This window comes from Pseudoalteromonas sp. NEC-BIFX-2020_002 (assembly GCF_013002825.1).
Taxonomy (GTDB): domain Bacteria; phylum Pseudomonadota; class Gammaproteobacteria; order Enterobacterales; family Alteromonadaceae; genus Pseudoalteromonas; species Pseudoalteromonas neustonica.
In genome coordinates this window covers 261,405-280,787 of sequence record NZ_JABEPJ010000002.1, presented here as the reverse complement: position 1 = coordinate 280,787, position 19,383 = coordinate 261,405, and the positions used below count along the sequence as shown (strand labels likewise).

Here is a 19,383-nt window from a genome sequence, read left to right as displayed (position 1 = left end):
CAACCATTTATATTAAGGCGCTAAATTAGCGCCTTTTTTATTGGTTAATTTACGAGGTGGCTGAATATGCGTACAATAGCGCTCTTTGTCATTTTAAAGCCAAGCCTATGTCTGCTACTACATTCTCATCACTTAATCTCGATCCGGTGTTATTAAACGCAATTGAGCAAAACAATTATACTCAACCTACCGCAATTCAACTCAAAACTATCCCCCTTATCTTAGCGGGTAGTGATGTAATGGGCAGTGCGCAAACAGGCACAGGCAAAACAGCCGCATTTGTATTACCGCTATTGCATAAGTTGCTAAACACGCCTAAAAAAGATGAGCAAGGCTTGGCTCGTGTTCTTATTTTAACGCCAACGCGTGAGCTGGCTCAGCAAGTGTTTGCCAGTTTTGAAAAGTACGCACAGGGCAGTGATATAAAAGGCGCTTTAGCTTATGGTGGTGCCAGTATTGGCCCGCAAATTAAAGCGATGAAAGATGCGCAAGTCGTAGTCGCCACACCAGGGCGTTTACTTGATCACATCATTAAAGGCAGCATTAAACTTTCAAGTGTTGATTCATTAGTCTTTGATGAAGCGGACCGTATGCTCGACATGGGCTTTATTGATGAGATAAAACGTATACTGCGCCATGTGCCGAGTGATCGCCAAACATTATTATTCTCAGCCACATTTGATGACAGTGTTTTTGAGCTTAGTAAAAAATTACTTAGAAACCCAGAACTCGTGGAAGTTGATAAGCGAAACTCTGCGGCTGTTGAAGTTGAACAGGTTATTTACGCGGTAGATGAAGACCGTAAGCGTGAGCTTGTATCACACATGATTGGCATGAAAAACTGGCGCCAAGTATTAATTTTTACGCGCACTAAGCAAATGGCCGATCAGCTCGCTAAAGAAATGTGTAAAGACGGTTTAAAAACACAGTCAATCCATGGCGATAAATCGCAAGGCGCACGCGATAGAGCTTTGTTAGATTTTAAAGAAGGTTCAACACGCGTTTTAGTGGCTACGGATGTAGCTGCACGAGGCCTTGATATTCCAGCGTTAAAATACGTTATTAATTTTGAATTACCTTATATTGCTGAAGATTATGTACACCGCATCGGTCGTACAGGGCGCGCTGGTGAACAAGGGCTCGCCATGTCTTTAGTAAGCCTTGATGAGCAATGGTTACTGGAAGAGATTGAAGTGTTACTTGATACGCGTTTAACACCACAGTGGCTAACAGGTTATGAGCCTGATCCAAACAAAAAGCCGAAAGATAATCGTAAAAATAGTAATAAATCCCGTAAAGAACGCGACAAAAAGCGTGTTTTGGGCAAAAAAACTCCAAACCGTCGTCGTTAGTAGTTTATATACCCAAATCACCTCAAGATGCAGGATTCAACGTTTCACAGGGGGTTAATTGAATCACAACAAATATCAAGGCGTTACTTTGCAAGAATGGCAGTCCCTTTTAAGAAGTAACAACGATGAGAGTAAGCGCCTGCGAAACGCCCAATTTTAACTCCAACTGAAACTCGCATCTTGAGGTGGTTTGGGTATACTCATATAAGGTTAATTGTGTGAGTATGTGCTATGTTTCAAAGCAACCAGTGGATTTTTACAGACAAAGATAATCAAATATCACTGCAGAAGTGGCAAAAAACAGTCGATTTAATGTCTGATCTATTTGCTGCGCCTGCGGGTTTTATTGTGCAAGCGATGCAAAGTGGTTATCGTGTTGTCATTGCCAGTGAACAGCAAGACAATCCTTACACTGCGGGTACTATGATCCCCCTAGAAACCAACATATTTTGTAAAAAAGTCGTACAAGATAATCATTCCCTCTATGTTAATAATGCCAGTAATGATGAATATTGGCACGACAACCCTGAAGTAAGCAAAGATGGGTTTGAATCTTATTTAGGCTTGCCTATCCATTGGCCCAATGGGGATGTTTTTGGCACTTTGTGTGTGATGGATTTTGAGCAGACAGATTATCAGCGAAATTACTTAGAGTTGATAAAACAATTACGGGATATGATTGAAGATGATTTATTCATGGTTAATAGTTTTGTGCAAATGCGCGAAATAGCCATGCTTGATCCCCTTACTCATATTTATAATCGGCGTGCAGTAAGTATTCTTTCTCAGCAAAAGCTAAATTTAGCGCAAAGGTTAGGTTTTGAGGTCTGTTGTCTATTTATCGATGTAAATGATTTTAAGTTACTAAACGATACGCATGGCCATGAGGTAGGTGATAAAGCATTGGTTGCATTAGCCGCAACGCTTAAAGAGTGCTTAAGAGAGGCTGATATAATAGGCCGCTTGGGGGGAGATGAATTTGTGGTTGTATTACAAACAAATGATACCAATGAACCACTTCAAATAAAGGCTAAGATAGTTCAAGGGTATAATGCTCAATTAGCTAAGCTGTCTTTACCACCGTTGAGTATTAGTATTGGTTATGGATTTGCTGAGCACACCAAAGAAACGTTTGAAATACTACTCAATAAAGCCGATAAAGACATGTATAAAAATAAATTGGCGTTTAAAGCTGGGCAATTACTTTAAACGTAAGTTGTTAGGCTATTTGTTTTTCAGCTAAATTAAGTTCCATAGTCGCTTTTAATAAACGGTATAGGTTTATTGATGCGTCGATTTCTTCTTTGCGGTTAGTTAAGCTTTCAATATTTAAACCTAACGGCACCTCTAAATGTGCACAGCTTTTTAAGATCAAGTCTAAATTTTCGCGGCAAATACGCACAGACTCACTTAATGGGTTGTGCGAATCTAGCATGCGCCACTTTGTCGCTTCAGGCACTGATATACCTAACCACTCCATAAAGTCTAAGGTTTTTTCACTACCACACGGTGTAAACGTTAGGATAATGCGTTTTGGCTCAATATCTTGTGCTTTACAGCTACGTACATAACTGGTAATTAAATCAATGGTTGCTTGCGCGTCGTATACGGCTTGTGAGATAAAAAATTGACACCCTTGCGCCGTTTTCTCAAGCAGACGTTCATGTTCATTTCGCTTACTTGCATGACGTTCTGCAATCGTAACACCGCCTAAAAAGAAATCTTGCTGCTGTTCACTTAGGGTTTTATAAGCGTTAGGTAAGCTTAATTTAATATCGCCAGCAGACGATGGGCTACCTACTAGCACTAAGTTTTTTAAATCAAATTTTTCCTTCGTTTCGCTTAACCAATCTTTAAATTCAGCCACCCCGCGTTGTGCCACACTTTTATAAGTGATGACATCTTGGTGTGATAACTTACGTAACAAGTGACTGTACTCACGCGGGTCGACCGTTTGTTTAAAAGGGAATGGCCGTGGTTTTTCTGTGCGACTGCTTTCATCTTGAATGTCGTATATGATGACACCATCGTATTCAATTTCATGTAAACGAGCTAAAAGCTTTTGTGCAATGGTTTCAAGTTGAGTTTCATCAGTTCCAATACGTGGCGGAGTTGTACCAATTAAATACACGCCTTGATTGGTATCTTCGATTTTCTCTTGCAGTGATAAAGCCATAACTCTCATTCCAGCTGTTTAGATGTCTATACCAAACAATATAACAGCCATTTAGACGTCTAGATAGATTTTTTTAATGAAAGTTATTCAATTAATATGAAATTTATTCATGTTTGGCATGTAACTGAGTTTGTATATATACCCAAGCCACCTCAATATGTAGGATTCAGCGTTTCACAGGGGCTTAATATTAAGGCGTTACTTCGTAATAATGGCGATCCCTTTTAAGGAGTAACAACGCAGAAAGTAAGTGCCGGTGAAACGCCCAAAGGATTGGTTTAAAAGCGATTTATACTGAGTTGCCTTTGTGATGGATTGATTTTGATAAGGGAATAACCATTGCCTGCAATCAATGCCTTGTCTAAATCGCTTTTAATTCCAACTGAAACTCATATCTTGAGGTGATTTGGGTATACACAACTGTTTACATAAATAGCTGCGCTAGGGCTCTCATATCTGCTCGCTTTATTGCATAATAAAATGACTAAAAACAAGAAATTTATTCAACTAACAAGGGATAGCAATGAAATTTAAATTATTAGCAACAAGCCTCGCGGTGACACTTGCACTAAGTGGTTGTGCGAGTAACTCAGGTTCAACTATGGTGAAAGAGGTTGAAATAACACAAACGGCTGCTAAAGCTGCAAATGATCGTGTGTTTTCACAAGACTACTTACTTGAAGAGTTAGAGAATGGTTTACGCGTCATGGTTGTTAAAACTGACTACCCTGATGTTGTTTCATTACAAATACCTGTCTCTGTCGGTTCACGTAATGAAGTTGAAGCAGGAAAAACCGGTTTTGCACACTTTTTTGAGCACATGATGTTCAAAGGATCTGAAAAATTTCCGCAAGATGTATATTCAGATATTTTAAAAAACTCAGGCGTAGATAACCGCGCGTATACAACAAATGATTATACTAACTACCATTTAAATTTCTCTAAGCAGCATCTTGATAAAGTGCTTGAGATCGAAGCTGATATTTTTCAAAACTTAAAGTATTCAGAAGAGCAGTTCCGTACCGAAGCATTAACTGTTAAAGGTGAGTACCTTAAAAATAATGCCAGCCCAGTACGCAAGTTACTTTCAGCTGTTCGTAATGAAGCATTCGAAAAACACACTTATAAACATACCACAATGGGCTTTTTTGAAGACATTGAAGCGATGCCTGATCAAATGGCCTATGGTAAAGAGTTTTTTGAGAAGTTTTATAAGCCCGAATATGTATCGTTAGTGATTGTGGGGGATGTCGATCCGCAAGAGACTATGGCAATGGTTAAAAAACATTGGGGTCAGTGGCAAAAGGGCGACTATGTTGCCGATATACCAACCGAGCCAAAACAACAAGCTGCTAAATATGTACATGAGCAAAATGAAGGCTTACCAGGGCATTGGTTGTTAGTGTCTTATAAAGGGGCAGCTTGGGAACCTAAGAAAAAAGACAGAGCTGCACTTGATCTTCTCTCTCAGCTTTATTTTTCAAGCAACTCAGAGCTATATCAAGAGTTAGTTGTTAACAAACAAATTGCTAGCCAAATGTTTAGCTACAACCCAGACACTAAAGATCCGGGTTTACTCCATGTGTTTGTAAAAGTTGAAAATGAAGAAGATTTAGCGAAAGCCCGCGAAGCAATTAATAATACTTATGCAAAAGCTCGTACAGAATTAGTTGATAGTCAAAAGTTAGCTGATTTAAAATCGAATCTTAAGTACAGCTTTATTAATGGTTTAGATTCATCTCAATCAATCGCATCAACACTTGCAAGTTACATGCATTTTGAGCGAGACCCTGAAGTTGTTAATCAGCTATATGCAACCGCTGACAGTATCAGTGCGCAAGATATTCAAAGCATTGCTAATAAATATTTTGTAGATAGCAGCCGTACAACCGTAACTATGTCTGCACTTGATAAAATTGCAGGGTTTGATCAAGAGGTTGATTTAAATACCTTAGTTGCTAGTCAGCAAACGGTTAAAGAACGCCATTTTAATGTGCTTGATAAAACCAATAGCTCACCACTGATTGATGTAAATTGGTTATTTCATACTGGCGCTGCGGCAGACCCTAAAGGTCAAAAAGGCGTAGCAGCACTAACAGCAGCAATGCTTGCACAAGGTGGCTCAGAATCTAAGAGCTATAACGATATCAAACAAGCGCTTTATCCACTGGCTGGCAGCTTTGGTTATCAATTAGATAAAGAAATGATTTCATTGCAAGGGCGTGTTCATAAAGATAATGCAGCAAAATGGTATGCGCTTGTAAGTGAGCAGTTACTTAATCCCGGTTTTAGAGAAGATGACTTTAAACGTTTAAAGAAAGAACTGATTGACGGCATTAAATCTGGCTTAAAAGCGTCTAACGATGAAGAGCTAGGTAAAGAAGTGCTTTATCACAAACTATATCAAGGCCACCCTTATGAAAGTTATAACTATGGTGACTTATCAGATCTAGAAGCGTTAACATTAAATGATGTAAAGGCGTTTTATGCTAAAGAATTTACTCAAGCCAAGCTTACAGTTGGTTTGATTGGTGCAGTGCCTGATTCGCTTAAAAACACCATGTTTGCGGATTTAAGCGCATTACCTAAAGGTGAGCAAAGCCGTTTATCAATTCCAGATGCACCAGAGTTAAAAGGTCACCACGCAACTATTGTTGAAAAGTCAGCACAGTCAACGGCGGTATCGTTTGGCTTTCCTATAGATACTATTCGTAGTAGCGAAGATTGGACTGCGCTTTGGCTTGTGCGTTCTTACTTTGGCGAACACCGCAGCTCTAACTCATATTTATATGAGCGCATTCGTCAAACACGTGGCATGAACTACGGTGATTACGCGTATATCGAGTATTTCCCTCGTGGTATGTATCAAACTAAACCTGATGCAAACCTAGGTCGTTCAGAGCAAATATTTCAAGTCTGGTTACGCCCACTTCGTTCAAATAACGATGCGCACTTTGCAACACGTACAGCGTTATTTGAACTTGATAAGCTGATCAAAAATGGCATGACAGAAAAAGACTTTGACGCAACGCGTAACTTCTTAATCAACTTTGTGCCACAAATGGTCGCAAGTCAAAATCGTCAATTGGGTTATGCGCTTGACAGTGAATTTTATAATACAGATACCTTCGTAAAATATGTAACCAGTAAGCTTGAAAAGCTCACTGTAGCTGACGTAAACCGCGTTATTAAAGCTAACTTACAAACGGATAATATTCAGTATGTATTTATCACAGGTGATGGCAAAGACATGCAAAAACGCCTAGCGTCAGAGCAAACATCGCCAATGGTGTATAACGCTGAAAAACCAGCTGAGTTAGTTGCCGAAGATAAAGTCATTGCTGATTATAAACTGGCAATACCAGCGAAAAATATTGAAGTACTTGCTGTAGATAAGGTATTTGAATAATCAATATTCAAATACCTAAGAAAGCTGCAGCTTAACTAAAGTGCCCCAATAATTGGGGCATTTTTATTTTGCCTATAACAAAGTAAGCCAATATACCCAAACCAACCCTTCGGGCATTTCACCGGTACTCACTCTTATCGTTGCTACTTCTTAAAAGGGACGACTATTGTTGCAAAGTAACGCCTTGATATTATACCAATCGGCTTAAATATTTAACCATTCTAGCGGACTAAATAAAGCGCTAACTGCGTTAGTAATTTTTCATATACGACTACATGGATGCAGGGGGTAGAGCAATGCAGGAGGTAGAGCAATGCAGGAGGTAGAGCAATGCAGGAGCAATTGCCGAGAACAACACCATGTCAAAATTTCTGCCTTGTTATCACTGTATTTATCTTTCGCTATAAATGGTCATTAACTTAACACGATTGGTATTAAGCCCCTGTGAAACGCTGAATTGTGCATCTTGAGGTGGCTTGGGTATAGATTAGTTATATATAATAACCAGAACAAATAACGGCTGTATTAACACATCAAGGTAGAAATCCGTTAGACTGAGGAAAAGCCCATCTAGGTATTAAATAAGGCAAACCTATGCGTCATGAAATTTGGCAACAGCTTCGCACTGAAGCAAAAGAAGTCGTTACCCGTGAACCTCTGTTAGCAAGTCATGTGTATTCATGCATTTTAAATCATGAGTGTTTAGGGTCTGCGCTGAGCTTTATTGTTGCTAATAAATTGTCGGACGCAGTGGTATCAGCATTTACCATTCGAGAATTATTTGATCAGGCCTTTGTTGATTGTGACCGAATGCTCACGCATGTTGCTCATGATATAAAAGCCGTTAAAGATCGTGACCCAGCTGCCGATACCTATTTAACAGTGATATTAAACTTAAAGGGTTTTCATGCAATTCAAGCACATAGACTTGCCCATTGCTTATGGCGCCAAAATCGTAAAGAGCTCGCGCGATTTATTCAAAGTCGTACCTCAGAAGTATTTGGCGTTGATATCCATCCTGCTTGTAAAGTCGGCCATGGTATTATGTTTGACCATGCAACTGGTATAGTTATTGGTGAAACAGCCATAATAGAAGATAACGTGTCTATCTTGCAGTCTGTGACGCTAGGCGGTACGGGTAATGAAAAAGGTGACCGACATCCAAAAATTCGTGCCGGTGTTTTGATTGGTGCAGGTGCAAAAGTATTAGGTAACATTGAAGTAGGCGAAGGGGCACGCATTGGTGCAGGTTCGGTTGTTCTGAGTGCAGTACCTGCACATACGACTGTTGTTGGCGTTCCAGCTAAAATAGTGGGTAAACCAAACTGTCCCTGTCCGGCGAAAAGCATGAACCAAAACTTTTTAGATGCGGATGAGCCACAGAACGAATCACATACCAGTGCAATGTTATAAACCATACTTATTCAGGCTATCCCAAGGTGTGATCATCTTGGGAAATACAGTGATTTAGTAAAACCTCGATTACAAGCCGTGGTCAAGGGTAGTAAAGGAATTACCGCACAATGATAAAAAATATTTATCTTTCTTTATTATTGGCTTTTTTAGCTGGTGTAACTATTACTTCTGTTTTTTTTGGATTTATCGCCTCCTCTCAATTAGCATTTTTTGAAGATGATGTTCAATCAGAGCAAGCGTTTCAAACATTTCTTAATGAGTCAGACTCAATTAAGCTTCCTCCTGCGCCTGTTAGTGCAACGCAAAGCCAAACAGATATTGCTGGAGTAAATATTTCAGCAATATCTGAATTAGTAAACCCTGCACCACTTGAAGCTCAGTTAGAAGAGTTGAGAGTTGAATTAGAAACACAGCGTAAGCTTGTAAAAGTATATGAAAAACGCCTCAATGCTCCCACCGATCTTGAACAGGCGTTACTAACCCAATTTGACGAACAAACACGTAACGAAGAGTGGGCTTATCGAACAGAGACCGCAATGAAAGACTTTTTGCAAACGGCCGATCTAAGCATCACCCCAGACATGGTAAATGCTCAGTGTAAAAGTTCGGTATGTAAATTTGACCTTTCAGCACCAAAAGATATGGATGATTTTAACCATATTCACTGGCGTGAGTTAAATGATAAGTTGGTAAAACAAGAATTTTGGCAACAGTTTACCGTTAGTACATCCAAATCCAGCGATCGAGACTTTTCTTTACTGCTTGCTACAGAGTCAAAATAACCAATTGTGCAGCAAGCAAAGAGTCGTTTACTAAAGTTAACTAACGATAGATTGAATTACTCCATCAGCTAATTCTGTCACAAGTGAATCGCCTTTATTCACTTGTGACGTTGATTTTATTACACTTCCTTGCTTATTTTTAGTGATGCTATAACCACGGGCGAGCACATTTAATGGGCTAACTGACTCTAGTTTCCCTGCTTGCATTGATAATTGGTTATTAGCATCATTTAGTTGCTGTTGCATACTTTGCTGAAGTCTTGCTTGTAATTGCTGCAATTGATGACTTGCTTGAGTAAGTTTACGATCAGGTGATTGCTGCATTAATCGTGGGGCTAAATTATTTAAACGACGCTCGTGTAAATAAATATGCTGTTGCATAGCTTGTTGTAGCGCCAAACTTAGCTCATCTAAGCGTTGTGATTGTTGATTTAACTGATTGCGCGGATGACATAGTGTTAAGCGGTGTTCAAGTGCGGTTGCAATGCTTTGCTTTGCAGATAATTGGTGTTTAAAGGCATTTGCTAAGCGATTTAACTGCTGTTGAATTTGGTTTGCAAGCTCGCTGCTGTTTGGACTTACAAGCTCCGCAGCTGCACTAGGTGTTGCTGCACGTACATCAGCTACATAATCACTTATCGTGGTATCAATTTCATGACCCACAGCGCTAATAATTGGCAGCTCACTGGCAAAAATAGCACGGGCAAGCAGCTCATGATTAAAACACCATAAGTCTTCCAGTGAGCCACCACCCCGGCCTAAAATAAGTACGTCGACTTCATTACGGGCATTGGCTATGTTTATTTTATCAATCAGTTGCAGGTGCGCCTCTTTCCCTTGCACCATCGCAGGGTAGATCACGACTTCAAGTTGTGGGGCGCGGCGTTTTAGAACCGTCAAAATATCTTTAATTGCTGCCCCTGTAGCGGATGTAATAATGCCCACACGATGCACAACAGATGGAATTGGCAGCTTATGTGCTGAGCTAAATAAGCCTTCAGCGGCAAGACGCATTTTTAAATCATCAAACTCTTGCTTTAATTGACCTTCGCCCGCGGCTTCCATATGTTCAACAATCAGTTGGTAGTCGCCGCGTGGCTCATATAAAGAAACACGCGCACGTACAGTTACTTGTGCGCCATTTATAGGGCGGTATTGTTGATTGCGGTTGTTACCGCGCCACATGGCTGCTTTTACTTGGGCACGATCATCTTTGAGTGTGAAATACCAATGGCCAGAGGCAGGTGTAATGAAATTTGATATTTCACCCGTTAAATTTAACGATGCAAACCCTTGTTCGAGTACAGTTCTGATCTCTCTATTTAATCTAGAAACGGTATAAATCGTTTGCTGCTGGGATGTTACGGCCATAAAGCGACTCTAAAAAGCGATGATGACGGTATTTTATCATAAATATTTGTGAAATCTTATTTACTCGTGTCCATAACGCTGATAAAATTTGGCCGCAATTCCTTATACAAGATCCACATGTGAGAAGTTGCCAAAATGCTTAGAATTGCTAAAGAAGCTCTTACCTTTGATGACGTACTTTTAGTACCAGGTCATTCTACTGTTTTGCCACATACGGCAAATATTTCAACTCGCTTAACGCGTGGTATCAAACTTAACTTGCCGCTAGTTTCAGCATCTATGGATACTGTTACAGAAGCCCGCTTAGCGATTGCGCTGGCACAAGAAGGCGGTTTAGGTTTTATCCACAAAAACATGACTATTGAAGAACAAGCTAAAAACGTACGTAAAGTTAAAACGTATGAAGCCGGCATTGTTTCTTTTCCAGTTACAGTTACAGCGGATTTAACCATTGCAGATGCGATTGTACTTGCTGAAGAAAAGGGCTTTTCAGGCTTTCCGGTAACGGATGCTGAAAATGGCCTTGTGGGTATTGTTACCAGCCGCGACATGCGTTTTGAAACAAAACTTGAACAGCCAGTTTCAACGGTAATGACTAAAAAAGAAAAATTAGTCACCGTTAAAGAAGGTGCTGCACGTGATGAAATCTTAGGGTTAATGCACGAGCATCGTATCGAAAAAATCCTTGTTGTTGATGATGCGTTTAAATTAAAAGGCATGATCACAGTAAAAGATTATCAAAAAGCACAAGACAAACCTGATGCGTGTAAAGATGAGCAAGGTCGTCTTCGTGTAGGCGCTGCTGTAGGTGTCGGTCCTGGTACAGATGAACGTATTGCCGCATTAGTTGAAGCGGGTGTTGATGTATTACTAATAGATACTTCACATGGTCACTCTCAAGGTGTTATTGACCGCGTAGCTGCAACACGTCAAGCTTACCCAGACTTGCAAATAGTCGCGGGTAATGTGGCAACAGCTGAAGGCGCTATAGCGCTTGCTGATGCCGGTGTTGATGCCGTTAAAGTAGGTATCGGCCCAGGTTCAATCTGTACTACGCGTATCGTTACTGGTTGTGGTGTACCACAGATCACGGCTATTTCTGATGCAGTTGAAGGCCTAAAAGGTCGCGATATTCCAGTGATAGCTGATGGCGGTATCCGTTTCTCTGGCGATATCGTAAAAGCATTGGTTGCTGGTGCATCATGTGTAATGGTTGGTTCTATGCTAGCGGGCACTGAAGAAGCGCCGGGTGAAGTTGAGCTTTATCAAGGTCGTTACTACAAATCATACCGTGGTATGGGCTCGCTTGGCGCGATGAACCAAAAAGAAGGTTCATCTGATCGTTACTTCCAAAAGTCAAACCAAGCAGACAAGCTAGTTCCTGAAGGAATTGAAGGTCGTGTGGCTTATAAAGGCCCAATCGCAACCATCATTCACCAACAAGTTGGCGGCCTGCGCAGTGCAATGGGTTTAACCGGTTGTGCAACTATTGATGAATTAAACACTAAACCTCAGTTTGTACGCGTTACTTCAGCAGGTATGGGTGAGTCACACGTTCATGATGTGCAAATCACTAAAGAAGCACCTAACTACCGCTTAGGTTAATCAATATATTATTGATATTACTGGGCTAGCTTTTGCTGGCCCTTATTTATTTTTAGTCATTCAGATACCCTGAGTGCCAGTTCTTGACTAACGAGACCCTCAATGAGCAAAGACATTCACGATTCACGAATTCTTATTTTAGACTTTGGTTCGCAATACACGCAATTGATCGCCCGCCGTGTGCGAGAAATTGGTGTTTACTGTGAACTGTGGGCATGGGACGTAACGGAAGAGCAAATCCGTGAGTTCAATCCACAAGGTATCATCTTATCTGGTGGCCCTGAGTCAACAACGTTAGAAAACAGCCCGCGTGCCCCTGAATATGTATTTAATGCCGGTGTACCCGTACTTGGTATTTGTTACGGCATGCAAACAATGGCGACTCAACTTGGCGGCAACGTTCATAGCTCTGATAAGAAAGAGTTTGGTTATGCGCAAGTTGAAAAAGTAGGCAATTGTGCATTATTTGATGCCATTGAAGACAGCATTACTGACGGCGGCGAAGGCATTCTAGATGTATGGATGAGCCACGGCGACAAAGTAATGGAAATCCCTGATACTTTCAAAACCACAGCTAAAACATCTACTTGCCCACATGCGGCAATGTCTAACGAAGAAAAGCGTTTCTACGGCGTGCAGTTCCACCCTGAAGTAACACACACTCATCAAGGTCAGCGTTTATTAGAGCGCTTTGCTGTTGATATTTGTGGTTGTGAAAAATTATGGACTGCTGAAAAAATCATTGATGACGCAATCGCGCGAATTAAAGAGACTGTTGGTGAAGATGAAGTCATATTAGGTTTATCAGGCGGTGTTGATTCATCGGTTGTAGCTATGCTTATCCATCGCGCCATTGGCGACCGTTTAACCTGTGTATTTGTTGATAATGGTTTACTTCGTTTAAATGAAGGCCAACAAGTAATGGATATGTTCGGTAATAAATTTGGCTTGAACATCATTAAAGTAGAAGCTGAAGAGTTATTTTTAGCGGACCTTGCTGGTAAATCTGATCCTGAAGATAAGCGTAAAGCCATTGGTCATACGTTTATTAAGGTATTTGATAGCGAATCTAAAAAGCTTAAAAATGCTAAATGGTTAGGCCAAGGTACTATCTACCCAGATGTCATCGAATCAGCAGCATCAGCTACAGGTAAAGCACATGTGATCAAGTCTCACCACAATGTGGGGGGCTTACCGGATGATATGGAAATGGGCTTAGTGGAGCCATTACGTGAATTGTTTAAAGACGAAGTGCGTAAAATTGGTTTAGAGCTAGGTTTACCATACGACATGCTTTACCGTCATCCGTTCCCTGGGCCTGGTTTAGGTGTGCGCGTACTTGGTGAAATCAAAAAAGAATACTGTGATTTACTACGTCGTGCTGATGCTATCTTCATTGAAGAGCTACACAAAGCTGAGCTTTACCATAAAGTGAGCCAAGCGTTCACGGTATTCTTACCAGTTAAGTCGGTAGGGGTAATGGGTGATGCACGTAAGTACGATTGGGTTGTGTCGCTTCGTTGTGTAGAAACTATCGACTTTATGACAGCGCGTTGGTCACATTTACCGTATGAGTTCTTAGGTCTGGTTTCAAACCGCATCATTAATGAAATCGACGGTATCTCACGTGTTGTTTACGATATTTCAGGTAAACCACCTGCAACAATCGAATGGGAATAATTAAAACTTAGTAGCAAACTAGTTTGATAATTGATTGTAAAACGGCGAATTAGCATGCTAATTCGCCGTTTTGTTTATTTAAAAAGCAGTTGAACTAAAAGTGTAATTTTTTTCTTTACCTTTAGCGAAACTTCTCTATAATTCGTCGCATTGCAGGGGCGTAGTTCCAATTGGTAGAACAGCGGTCTCCAAAACCGATGGTTGGGAGTTCGAGTCTCTCCGCCCCTGCCATTTCTTCTTTACATCGTTTTTATTACTTCTTATATTGTTCTTGTTTTTAAATCTACTGAGTTGTTATGCATCCACGATACGCAGCTATTTTTGGTATAGAAAACCTTGAACTAAATCAACATTTTCGTCCACAGTCTATTGTTGAGCAATTTCCTGATCAAACAATGACGGCACCACAGGTAACTCTAGAGTTAAATCAAAAGCTGTTAGCAGATCTAAATCGTGCTATTGCACCAGAGCAAATTAAGCACGTAGTGCAAAGTGATACGCTAGCATGGCATGAAGGCCAACTGAGTTTACCAAATCAACAGCTTAGTGCTGATAATAAACGCGCGCTATGGGCGCTGATGAGCATACACCTTGATAACCTTTGAATCTGTTACTGAATCATCTATTGACGCGCTAATGCGTGTTGAGAGTGCATGTCACAGCCATCCGTGGACTGTTAACACAATGAAATCATGTTTAGCTGGGCGCTACTTTAATTTAGCCGCGTTTAGTGAACAACAAATGATTGGTTTTTACATTGGTGAGAAAGCAGGACCTGACTTTACCTTAATGGATATTTGCGTAGCACCTGATTTTCAGGGGAAAGGCATAGCAAAGCAGTTACTTACAGCATTTATTGAATATGGCGAAAAGCACAACGCTGAAAACTTATTCTTAGAAGTACGCGAAACCAACACCCGTGCAATTAACTTGTATGAACGGGCAGGCTTTAGTGAGATGTCAGTACGTAAAAATTACTACCCAAGTGATGACCCATCAAAAAATGGTCATGAAGATGCAATACTAATGGGGCTCACTTTACTCTTTGGGTGATTTAGCTTGTTGTATCGTATATTTAATTGCTTCAATTAAACTCAATGCCAAATAGTCACGACGACTATGATCGCGCCCTCGCAAGTTATCCTCAAGAGTCGCAGCACCATGATGAATATTACTAAACCCAAAGCACCCAGCACTGCCTTTTAAGTTGTGTGCTAGTGCCCTGAGTTGATCCCATTCACCTGAATTATATAAATCCGTCACTTCAACTAGGTAATCAGGTAGTTTAGAGCGATAGTTTTCATTTATCTGTTGAAACTTATCGCTGTTGAGCAAGCTATCCCATTTGCTTTGACTGTCTTTTTCTATGTGTAAATAACTAACGAGTACGCTTTCAAGCGCATCTTTGTCGATAGGTTTTGCTAGTGCTTCATCGCAACCTGCTTTGAGGTAGGTGTCAACATCATGCTTCATTACATTCGCAGTAAGCGCAATAATAGGACCATCGTAAGCGGCGTGACGTAGCATTTGTGTGGCTTCTAAACCACCCATCACAGGCATTTGCATGTCCATAATAATGAGCTGATAGTCATTCACTAACGCCATTTCGACAGCTTCAGCTCCATTTTTTGCGATATCAGGCTCAAGCCCCCATGTTTGTAGTAATAACTTAATTAGCACTTGGTTATCAGGGTTATCTTCAGCAACAAGGATATTGGCATCAAAGCTATTAGCTGCAAAGGAAAGCTGCTGGTCTTTAGTGGGGGTTAGTTGCTCTATTGCTGTTAGCATTGTATGGGCATGCTCTGCATTTTCATCAAGGTGGCAGGCTATTTGAATGCAAAATCGACTGCCTTTACCCGGTTCACTTTCTAAATGAACATCACCGCCAAGTAATTGTGCTAAATTTTTGGAAATACATAACCCGAGACCAGTACCGCCAAAACGCCGCGTAGTCGTTGCATCGGCTTGTTCAAATGGTTTAAAGACTCGTTCAACTTCATGCTCTGACATGCCAATGCCGGTATCTTCAATTGCAAATTCAATAAATTGTTTATCTTCGAGGTATTTAATATCGAGGGTTATTTGTCCTTGCTCAGTAAATTTTACGGCATTACTGGCAATATTAATCAGAATTTGCTTTAAGCGAGTCGCATCGCTATAGATTGTTTGCGGTAAAGGTAATGTGTAATTTATTTCAAAAGTGAGCTGTTTTTCTTGCGCTAACGGGCGAATAATCGAATCTATATCATGGACTAATTCAACAACAGACAGCGGCTCACGTTCAACGGCTAGTTTTTCAGCTTCAATTTTTGATAAATCTAAAATATTATTAATTAGCTCAAGTAAGTGCTTTGAGTTACGTAAAATCGTGCTTAAATGCAATTCATCATTAACTGCTTTTTTTGTATGTAGCAGTTGCTCTGTAAAACCCATAATCGCAGTTAGTGGTGTGCGAATTTCATGACTCATATTCGCTAAAAAACGGCTCTTTAATTGGTTGGCTTGTTCCGCTTGTGCAATAGCCCCTTCAAGCTGGCTATTCATTGTTTCAAGCGCTTTAGTACGGCTCTCAACTTTATCTTCAAGGTGGTGCTTGTATTCTTTTAATTCATCTTGATAATGACGGATTTGGTTGATCATATGATTAAAATCATTAAATAAAACACCAACTTCATCATTGTTGTGTGCTGGTAAGTAAACTGATAAATCACCATCGCCAACGCGATGGCTCGCCGCACCTAGTTGCTCAATGGGATTGAGTAATAAGTTACGCACTACAATAAAAATAAGCAGTGGTAGCGTAACCACCGAAATAATTACAATTAAAGCTGTGATCAGGCTAATGGCTCTACCCGACTGATAAAGCAGTGCTTTTGGGATAGTCGATACGTAATAATAACCGCCACTCATTTGCACGGCATAAATCATTCGTTCAACCTTATCGATACTGGAGAGCTCTATGGTGGAGAGTTTACCTAAATCAGCTAATTCATGAATTTGTTTTAACTCATACTCACTGATGTAATTACCCCGTTTGTCATAATCTGAACTAAATAAAATTTTACCGTCGTTAGTTAATAATAAATTAAGTGTGTTGTTATAGGGGGCTTCTAAAATACTGGTATTTAAAATTGACGGCTCAACATGAACAATAATAAAACCTAATTGCTGAGGACGCTTTAAGTAATAATCAGCACTAAAAATACGTTGGATGAAATACAAGCTGGTGGTGCCATCTTTTTTTTGCACCATAAACTGTTGTTGGCCTAAATTACTTTGTAATACTTGATCGAAAAAAGGGTAGCTGTCAGGAGCTATATTTAAACTACTAGAGTAATACGCGTCACTTTTACCATTTGGGGAAACTAAATTTACACTAATAATGTCTGGGTACGCTTCAGAATAACTGGCAAATACGTCCATTAATGCGCCCAAACGACGTGTGTAATTACCATTATAGCGAAGGTCGTCAGCGAGAAAGTCGCTTAAAACAGGGGAGGTTGACAGTAATTTTGTGGTGGAATGAAAGGAGTCAATGTAGTTGAACATTTTTTGCTGTTGTTGTTCTACAAAACGGCTCACGATAAGTTCAGCTTGTTTTTGTGTTGAACTAGTGACGTTAGTGAGCGTAAAGCCCCCTAAAAACAGTAACGGTAAGATCACCAACGGCGTGATATACCATAATAATCGTATGCTTAGCTTACTGGTTTTCATGCCCAAACAAAATATCCTCCATGTAATCCATCAATAGTATGCGCTAGTGTAAAATTACACAAGTTTAGCGCGTTGACTGCACCTACGTGCTTGGTGCAATTTGAAACAAAGTTATCAGCTAATTACTTACAATCGTTGCTTTTTTGGCTAAGGTAAACAAGGTATAATGTGGGTAATTCTATTTTATATTTACAGTGCGCAAAAAAGACCTTTGCTTAGGTTTGTTTTTAGTTGCGCCTTGTTCTGACTTAAAGCGGCTTACATGTCTAATTTATTAAACGAAATCAATACGCGACGTACGTTCGCAATCATCTCGCATCCAGATGCGGGTAAAACGACCATCACTGAAAAAGTGTTGTTGTTCGGACAAGCAATTCAAAAAGCCGGTACGGTAAAGGGTCGCGGTTCAAATCAACATGCTAAATCTGACTGGATGGAGATGGAAAAAGAGCGTGGTATCTCTGTAACCACTTCTGTAATGCAATTTCCGTTTAATAAAGCACTTGTTAATTTACTTGATACCCCAGGGCACGAAGACTTCTCTGAAGATACTTATCGTACCTTAACGGCTGTGGATTCATGTTTAATGGTTATCGATGCAGCTAAAGGTGTTGAAGCCCGAACTCGTAAATTAATGGAAGTAACACGCCTTCGTACCACGCCAATTGTTACCTTTATGAATAAATGTGACCGCGACATCCGTGATCCTATGGAGTTACTTGATGAAGTTGAAACAGAGCTAAATATTGCGTGTGCACCTATTACATGGCCGATTGGCTGCGGTAAAGAGTTTAAAGGTGTTTATCATATTCATCGCGGCGAAACCTTGTTATATAAAACAGGGCAAGGTCATATGATTCAAGAAGTGCGCAGTATTAAAGGGCTAGATAACCCTGAACTTGATGATGCAATTGGTGAAGAGTTAGCTGCGCAATTGCGCGATGAACTTGAGCTTGTGATTGGTGCATCAAATGAGTTTGATTTAGATCTTTTCTTAGCCGGTGAATTATCACCTGTGTATTTTGGTACAGCACTTGGTAACTTTGGTGTTGATCATGTTTTGACAGGTCTGACTGAATGGGCACCAACGCCATTGCCGCGCGAAACGGAAGACCGCACAGTTGTTGCAAGTGAAGAAAACTTCACAGGTTTTGTATTTAAAATTCAAGCAAACATGGATCCAAAACACCGCGACCGTATTGCATTCATGCGTATTGTATCGGGTAAATACAGCCAAGGCATGAAAATGAATCATGTGCGTATAGGTAAGCAAGTAAGCATTTCAGATGCCGTAACTTTTATGGCAGGTGACCGTGAGCGTGCAGCTGACGCCTACGCTGGTGACATCATTGGCCTACATAACCACGGTACGATTCAAATTGGTGATACTTTCACACAAGGTGAAAAACTTAAATTTACTGGTATACCAAACTTTGCACCTGAGTTATTCCGTCGTATTCGTCTGCGCGATCCATTAAAGCAAAAGCAATTATTAAAAGGCTTAGTGCAGCTATCTGAAGAAGGTGCAGTACAAGTATTTAGACCACTCATTAATAACGATTTAATTGTTGGTGCTGTAGGTATATTGCAGTTTGATGTAGTAGTAGCGCGTTTAAAAGCCGAATACAACGTTGATGCTATTTACGAAAGTGTTAATGTAAATACGGCTCGTTGGGTGAGTTGTGATGATGTTAAAAAGTTTGAAGACTTTAAGCGTAAATGTGAAAGCAACCTAGCGCTAGATGGTGGCGATAATTTAACTTACATTGCCCCAAGTCGTGTAAATCTTAACTTATCGACTGAACGCTACCCAGAAGTGACGTTTAACCACACGCGTGAAAACTAAACAAAAATTCAATTTAAAGCCTGCAATAG

Annotated in this window: 13 protein-coding genes and 1 tRNA gene; 11 read left to right on the top strand and 3 right to left on the bottom strand. The window is 40.3% G+C overall.

Annotated features, from left to right (window positions below):
• The first annotated feature begins 107 nt into the window (after positions 1-107).
• Both HJP15_RS03480 and HJP15_RS03475 read left to right on the top strand, forming a co-directional pair.
• Positions 108-1,352 carry a DEAD/DEAH box helicase gene (locus HJP15_RS03480; protein WP_054204224.1) on the top strand — a complete coding sequence of 415 codons (1,245 nt, stop codon included), beginning with the start codon at positions 108-110 and terminating at the stop codon, positions 1,350-1,352.
• A gap of 231 nt (positions 1,353-1,583) precedes the next feature.
• On the top strand, positions 1,584-2,561 hold the full coding sequence (locus tag HJP15_RS03475; RefSeq protein ID WP_054204223.1) for a sensor domain-containing diguanylate cyclase: 978 nt from the start codon (positions 1,584-1,586) through the stop codon (positions 2,559-2,561).
• Positions 2,562-2,571: 10 nt separating this feature from the next.
• Here the strand turns inward: HJP15_RS03475 and HJP15_RS03470 are convergent, their stop codons facing one another.
• On the bottom strand, positions 2,572-3,528 hold the full coding sequence (locus HJP15_RS03470) for a methylenetetrahydrofolate reductase (protein WP_054204222.1): 957 nt from the start codon (positions 3,526-3,528) through the stop codon (positions 2,572-2,574).
• 523 nt (positions 3,529-4,051) lie between these two features.
• Here HJP15_RS03470 and HJP15_RS03465 point away from each other — a divergent pair.
• The 3 genes from HJP15_RS03465 to HJP15_RS03455 all read left to right on the top strand — a co-directional run bounded on the left by HJP15_RS03465 (position 4,052) and on the right by HJP15_RS03455 (position 9,135).
• Complete coding sequence (locus HJP15_RS03465) at positions 4,052-6,937, top strand: M16 family metallopeptidase (protein ID WP_054204221.1); 2,886 nt, start codon at positions 4,052-4,054, stop codon at positions 6,935-6,937.
• A 594-nt stretch (positions 6,938-7,531) separates the two neighbouring features.
• The gene (cysE, locus tag HJP15_RS03460; RefSeq protein ID WP_054204220.1) at positions 7,532-8,350 is read left to right on the top strand and encodes a serine O-acetyltransferase; all 819 of its coding nucleotides are present in this window, start codon (positions 7,532-7,534) and stop codon (positions 8,348-8,350) included.
• 110 nt (positions 8,351-8,460) lie between these two features.
• Complete coding sequence (locus tag HJP15_RS03455; protein ID WP_054454868.1) at positions 8,461-9,135, top strand: hypothetical protein; 675 nt, start codon at positions 8,461-8,463, stop codon at positions 9,133-9,135.
• A 36-nt stretch (positions 9,136-9,171) separates the two neighbouring features.
• Here the strand turns inward: HJP15_RS03455 and xseA are convergent, their stop codons facing one another.
• Positions 9,172-10,506, bottom strand: coding sequence for an exodeoxyribonuclease VII large subunit (gene xseA, locus HJP15_RS03450; RefSeq protein ID WP_170173081.1), 1,335 nt, complete (start codon positions 10,504-10,506; stop codon positions 9,172-9,174).
• Between the two features lie 135 nt (positions 10,507-10,641).
• Between xseA and guaB the strand changes: the two genes are divergently transcribed.
• From guaB to rimI, 5 genes are all read left to right on the top strand, one after another.
• A complete protein-coding gene (gene guaB, locus HJP15_RS03445; RefSeq protein WP_054204217.1) occupies positions 10,642-12,111 on the top strand; it encodes an IMP dehydrogenase in 1,470 nt (489 codons plus the stop codon).
• 102 nt (positions 12,112-12,213) lie between these two features.
• Entirely contained in the window at positions 12,214-13,791 is a 1,578-nt protein-coding gene (gene guaA, locus HJP15_RS03440; RefSeq protein ID WP_054204216.1) for a glutamine-hydrolyzing GMP synthase, read from the top strand.
• A 154-nt stretch (positions 13,792-13,945) separates the two neighbouring features.
• A tRNA-Trp gene (locus HJP15_RS03435) sits at positions 13,946-14,022 on the top strand.
• A gap of 65 nt (positions 14,023-14,087) precedes the next feature.
• On the top strand, positions 14,088-14,396 hold the full coding sequence (locus HJP15_RS03430) for a hypothetical protein (RefSeq protein ID WP_054204215.1): 309 nt from the start codon (positions 14,088-14,090) through the stop codon (positions 14,394-14,396).
• Positions 14,383-14,844 carry a ribosomal protein S18-alanine N-acetyltransferase gene (gene rimI, locus HJP15_RS03425; protein WP_054454862.1) on the top strand — a complete coding sequence of 154 codons (462 nt, stop codon included), beginning with the start codon at positions 14,383-14,385 and terminating at the stop codon, positions 14,842-14,844. The genes HJP15_RS03430 and rimI overlap by 14 nt, the downstream gene beginning before the upstream one ends.
• Here the strand turns inward: rimI and HJP15_RS03420 are convergent.
• Positions 14,830-17,508 (bottom strand): ATP-binding protein, encoded by a 2,679-nt coding sequence (locus tag HJP15_RS03420; protein ID WP_170173080.1) that lies wholly within the window; start codon positions 17,506-17,508, stop codon positions 14,830-14,832. The two genes, rimI and HJP15_RS03420, sit on opposite strands and share 15 nt — an antisense overlap.
• A gap of 262 nt (positions 17,509-17,770) precedes the next feature.
• On the opposite strand from HJP15_RS03420, the gene prfC reads away from it, so the two are divergent.
• Entirely contained in the window at positions 17,771-19,354 is a 1,584-nt protein-coding gene (gene prfC, locus HJP15_RS03415; RefSeq protein WP_054204212.1) for a peptide chain release factor 3, read from the top strand.
• Positions 19,355-19,383: the final 29 nt, after the last annotated feature.

Coding starts and splice junctions, on each gene's coding strand:
- HJP15_RS03480 (WP_054204224.1), top strand. CDS start 108: ATGTCTGCTACTACATTCTCATCACTTAATCTCGATCCGGTGTTATTA.
- HJP15_RS03475 (WP_054204223.1), top strand. CDS start 1,584: ATGTTTCAAAGCAACCAGTGGATTTTTACAGACAAAGATAATCAAATA.
- HJP15_RS03470 (WP_054204222.1), bottom strand. CDS start 3,528: ATGGCTTTATCACTGCAAGAGAAAATCGAAGATACCAATCAAGGCGTG.
- HJP15_RS03465 (WP_054204221.1), top strand. CDS start 4,052: ATGAAATTTAAATTATTAGCAACAAGCCTCGCGGTGACACTTGCACTA.
- cysE (WP_054204220.1), top strand. CDS start 7,532: ATGCGTCATGAAATTTGGCAACAGCTTCGCACTGAAGCAAAAGAAGTC.
- HJP15_RS03455 (WP_054454868.1), top strand. CDS start 8,461: ATGATAAAAAATATTTATCTTTCTTTATTATTGGCTTTTTTAGCTGGT.
- xseA (WP_170173081.1), bottom strand. CDS start 10,506: ATGGCCGTAACATCCCAGCAGCAAACGATTTATACCGTTTCTAGATTA.
- guaB (WP_054204217.1), top strand. CDS start 10,642: ATGCTTAGAATTGCTAAAGAAGCTCTTACCTTTGATGACGTACTTTTA.
- guaA (WP_054204216.1), top strand. CDS start 12,214: ATGAGCAAAGACATTCACGATTCACGAATTCTTATTTTAGACTTTGGT.
- HJP15_RS03430 (WP_054204215.1), top strand. CDS start 14,088: ATGCATCCACGATACGCAGCTATTTTTGGTATAGAAAACCTTGAACTA.
- HJP15_RS03420 (WP_170173080.1), bottom strand. CDS start 17,508: ATGAAAACCAGTAAGCTAAGCATACGATTATTATGGTATATCACGCCG.
- prfC (WP_054204212.1), top strand. CDS start 17,771: ATGTCTAATTTATTAAACGAAATCAATACGCGACGTACGTTCGCAATC.